Genomic DNA, 4052 nt, shown 5'->3' with positions numbered 1-4052 from the left:
TAGATGAGCAAGCAGAGCAAAGATCAGCAACCGCAGTCGGCACCGGCTTCCGATGGCGAGCAGACACCTGACGGCCAGGCCGGGTCGGCCGGGCAGGATTCGAAGGCGACGTCGTCCGAGGCATCGAACACGGGCGGTGACCGGAAGCCCTCATCCGCCGGTTCGCCAGACAAGGCCGGCTCGACCGATCCGATCAAGCCCGACGTCGCTCAGCCAGTCTCCGCCGACGGTGCGACCGGCAAGCCGGGAACCGTGAGCGACGCGTCGAGCGCTTCCAGCAGTTCGACCGACGAGGCCGGCAAGACGAATGGCGGCAGCAAGTCGCCATCGGCAGGCAAGTCCAAACCCTCGAACGGCAATCCCGGCCGGACCGGCAAAACGCCCCCGGGTGGCGGCCAGCCACCGGCGGGGAGTGGCGCGACCTCGGGTGGCGGCAAGCGCGGCACTGGCGGCAAGTTGGGCCTGCTGGCCCTGATACTGGTGATTTTGCTGGCGATCGTGGTGGCGTTCGTCGGCTATCGGGGATGGCAGAAACTGCAGGCGCAGCAAGCGCAGTTGAGCCAGATCGGCACCAACAGCACCACGCTCGATCAACTCGAATCGAAAGTCGGCGAGCTCGACCAGAGTCGCCAGCAGAACCTGAAGATGATGCGGGGCGAATTCGACCAGTATCGCCAGAACCTCGACAACACGCTGGACAAGGTGCTCAAGGAGCTGGCCCAGCAGCAGCAGGCCGACCCGCGCGAATGGTTGCATGCCGAGGCCGAGTATCTTCTGCGTCTGGCCAATCAGCGGCTTCAGCTCGAGCGCGACGTCAAGGGTGCCAAGGCGCTGTTGAAGGCGGCAGATGACCGGCTTCGGGAGGCGGACAACCCGGCGCTGGTACCGATTCGTCGCGCCATCCAGTCCGAACTGGCGTCGCTCGATTCGGTGCCGGTCATCGATCGCACCGGCATCTATCTGGCGCTGATGGCGCAGCAGGAGCAGCTGGCCCGACTGCCGCTCAAGCAGGATATCGAAGAGATCGCCGCCGGCAAGGGCGATGCCCAGCCGAGCGGCGGATGGCGCCAGCAGCTGGCGACGCTGGGTCGCGAACTCAAGGATCTGGTGACCGTACGACGACACGACCAGCCGCTGGAGGCCTTGATCACGCCGCAACAGGAGTCCTATCTGCGCCAGAACGTGCGGCTGCTGCTGGAGCAGGCGCAACTGGCACTGCTGAAGTCCGAGCCCGAGCTCTATCAGGCCAGCCTCGGCAAGGCAACGGAACTGGTCGAGGGCTATTACGCCACCGACAACGACGGTGTGGCCAAGTCGATCGACAAGCTGAAAAGCCTGCGTGACAACGATGTGCGCCCGGACCTGCCGGACATCAGCGAATCCTCGCAGCTGCTCAAGCGCTTCATCGAGCAACGCTTCGGCAACGGGGACCAGCAAGGTTCGCAGGGCAGCGGTTCGCGAGGCGGTAGCGCGAACCAGGGGTCGGCACAGGGAGAGGGCGCATGAGGAAGCTGATCCTGCTGATCGTCTTCGGTCTGGCGGTCGGCGCGCTGTTCGGGCAGTTGATGCAGTCGCTGCCGGGCTACTGGTTCATTCGTGTCGGCGACACCTCCGTCCAGACCTCGTTCTGGTTCGGCTGCGTCCTGTTGCTGGCGGCCTTTCTGGTGCTGCATTTCCTGCTGCGGGCTCTGACGCGGCTGCGTCGTCCCGTGAGCCGGCTCAAGGTATGGAACAGCCGCACCCGCCACCGTACCGCGATGAGGCGCACCGTCCGCGGGCTGGTGGCGCTGGCGGAAGGTCGCTGGAAGCGTGCCGAGAAGTCACTCACCAAGGCGGCCGACGACTCCGGCACGCCGCTGGTCAACTATCTCTCCGCGGCGCTGGCAGCGCACTACCAGGGGCGCTACGAGCAGGCGGACGTGCTGCTCAAGCGGGCGCATCACAGCACCGAGGGTGCGGATACCGCGGTCGGTCTGGTGCAGGCGCAGTTGATGCTGGATCGTCAGCAGTTCGAGGAAGCGTTGGCGACGTTGACGCGCCTGGAACAGCAACTGCCGGAACACCCGCAGGTACTCAAGCTGCTCAAGCAGGCCTATCTCAGCGTCAACGACTGGGACGGCATGCGGCGTCTGCTGCCGCGTCTCGACAAGCACCGCCTGATTACCGAAGACGAGCGTCGGGCGCTCGACCAGCGGGTCTATCGCGAGCTGCTGGTGCAGGCTGCGCAACAGGAGGACAACCTGCCGCGCGTGCGCTCGTTGTGGGCCGACATGCCGGACAATCTGCGCGGCGATGTCGAGCTGGTCGGGCTTTACGCCGAAGCGTTGATCAAGGGGGGCGAAGAGGGCGACGCCGAACGCCTGCTGCGCAATTCGCTCAAGGAGCACTGGGACACCCGTCTGGTGTTGCGCTACGGTCTGCTCAATGTCGATGCGGCGCGCCAGCTGGTGTACGCCGAGAAGTGGCTGCAGGAGCGGCCCAACGATCCCGATCTGTTGCTGACCCTGGGTCGCCTGTCGCTGCGCAATGCCTACTGGGGCAAGGCGCAGGAGTACTTCGAAGCGAGCCAGCGCCAGCGTCCGAGTGGCGTCGTTTGCGCCGAGCTGGCGAGGCTCTACGCCAATCTCGGCGACCACAGCAAGAGCCAACTCTATTATCGTCAGAGCGTGACGCTGCTGGACAAGTCGCTACCCGCGCTGCCGCAGCCCAGCGACATGACGCGCTGATCTCGGCCTTCGACCGATTGCTCTCCTCGGCGCCTGCGGGCGCCTTTTTTGTGGCCACCGGGAAATCGCCCTCGGCGACGTCTCGAGGCAGGCTACCGATCGAAATGAAGTCGTCACGAGGAACAATGCCCCATGCACTATGGTATCGATGTCGGCGGCACCAAGACCGAGATCGCGATCTACGACCGGGATTGGGTCTGTCTCGATCGCTGGCGCGAGCCGACGCCGTCGGACGACGGCGAGGCCTTCCTGTCGATGCTGACCGCGCTGGTGCGGGAGGCGGACCGCCGCTGTGACGGGCGCGGCACGCTGGGGCTCGGGTTTCCGGGCGTGCTCGATGAGCGTGGCCATCTGATCACGGCGAATCTGCCGGGCCTGCGTCCGCTGGTGCTCGAGACGGCGCTTGAGGCGGTTCTCGATCGCGCCTTCGTGATCGAGAACGACAGCCGCTGTTTCGTGGTGTCGGAAGCCGGCCCCGGTGGCGCGGCAGAGGGGGCGCGTCACGCCTTCGGTGCGATCCTGGGGACCGGGGCGGGCGGTGGCGCGATCGTCGACGGTCGGCTTCTCAGGGGTGGGGGCCGGTTTGCCGGAGAGTGGGGGCACCTGCCGCTGCCCGCCGCCGCGGCGAGAGACTACGGGCTGCCGTGCCCGACCTGCGGCTGTGGCCTGTCGGGGTGCCTGGAAACCTACATCGCCGGGCCTGGCCTGGTGAGACTGCATCGTCACTTCGGGGGCGCGTCGTCCACCGCCGAGGAGTGGCACGCGGCCTGGAGGGCGGGCGAACCAGCGGCGCAGCGCGCGCGGGCGTGTCATCTAGACCTGCTGGGCGGTGCCCTGGCCAACGTGGTCAAGCTGCTGTCGCCGCAGGTGATCGTGGTGGGCGGAGGTCTCTCGACCCTGGATGGATTGTTGGCGGCTTTACCGGCGGCGATAGCGGCGCACTTGTTCCCCGGTGTCGAGACGCCGGGCGTCCTCCACTCTCGTTTCGGGAGCTCGAGCGGCGTGCGCGGCGCGGCGATGCTGGGCGCCGCCGCCTCGGGGGACACGGGGGACGAACGACTATAAAAAAGGCCGCCCGCAGGCGGCCTGGAAACGGACTGGACCAACTCAGCGAGGATCGTCGGTCTCGTCACCGTCGACGTCGTCATCGGTGGGCTTGCGATGCGTCCGGTCCTGCGCCTGCTGGTTCGGGGTCGTCTTCGACTGGCTTTCGCCCTCGATCGCTGCTGGCGCGTCGGTCTGGTGAGACTTCGGCTGACCGGCGGGGCTACCGTCGATCGTGAAGTCCTCCTGCATGATCCGCAGGTTGGCGGGCGGCGCCGAGCC

General features: G+C 66.8%; 4 protein-coding genes. 3 read left to right on the top strand and 1 reads right to left on the bottom strand.

All coding sequences use genetic code 11. From position 1 onward, the window contains the following. The first annotated feature begins 252 nt into the window (after window positions 1-252). The 3 genes from AC3AYF_RS18850 (at window position 253) to AC3AYF_RS18840 (ending at window position 3791) form a co-directional block, all read left to right on the top strand. Window positions 253-1506 carry a uroporphyrinogen-III C-methyltransferase gene (locus AC3AYF_RS18850; protein WP_295039334.1) on the top strand — a complete coding sequence of 418 codons (1254 nt, stop codon included), beginning with the start codon at window positions 253-255 and terminating at the stop codon, window positions 1504-1506. Continuing rightward, window positions 1503-2726: a heme biosynthesis protein HemY gene (locus AC3AYF_RS18845; protein ID WP_295039336.1), complete on the top strand. Its 1224-nt coding sequence runs from the start codon at window positions 1503-1505 to the stop codon at window positions 2724-2726. The genes AC3AYF_RS18850 and AC3AYF_RS18845 overlap by 4 nt, the downstream gene beginning before the upstream one ends. 132 nt (window positions 2727-2858) lie before the next feature. Beyond that, the gene (locus tag AC3AYF_RS18840; RefSeq protein WP_295039338.1) at window positions 2859-3791 is read left to right on the top strand and encodes an ROK family protein; all 933 of its coding nucleotides are present in this window, start codon (window positions 2859-2861) and stop codon (window positions 3789-3791) included. A 42-nt stretch (window positions 3792-3833) separates the two neighbouring features. On the opposite strand, the gene AC3AYF_RS18835 is transcribed toward AC3AYF_RS18840, so the two are convergent. Further along, window positions 3834-4052 (bottom strand): hypothetical protein (locus AC3AYF_RS18835; protein ID WP_295039340.1); only part of this gene is annotated, 219 nt, incomplete at its 5' end.

It is taken from the genome of Salinicola sp. (assembly GCF_982684285.1).
This window is presented reverse-complemented; position numbering and strand designations above follow the sequence as displayed.

Excerpts from the sequence above, each read along its gene's own strand:
- AC3AYF_RS18845 (WP_295039336.1), top strand. The coding sequence starts at position 1,503 with ATGAGGAAGCTGATCCTGCTGATCGTCTTCGGTCTGGCGGTCGGCGCG.
- AC3AYF_RS18840 (WP_295039338.1), top strand. The coding sequence starts at position 2,859 with ATGCACTATGGTATCGATGTCGGCGGCACCAAGACCGAGATCGCGATC.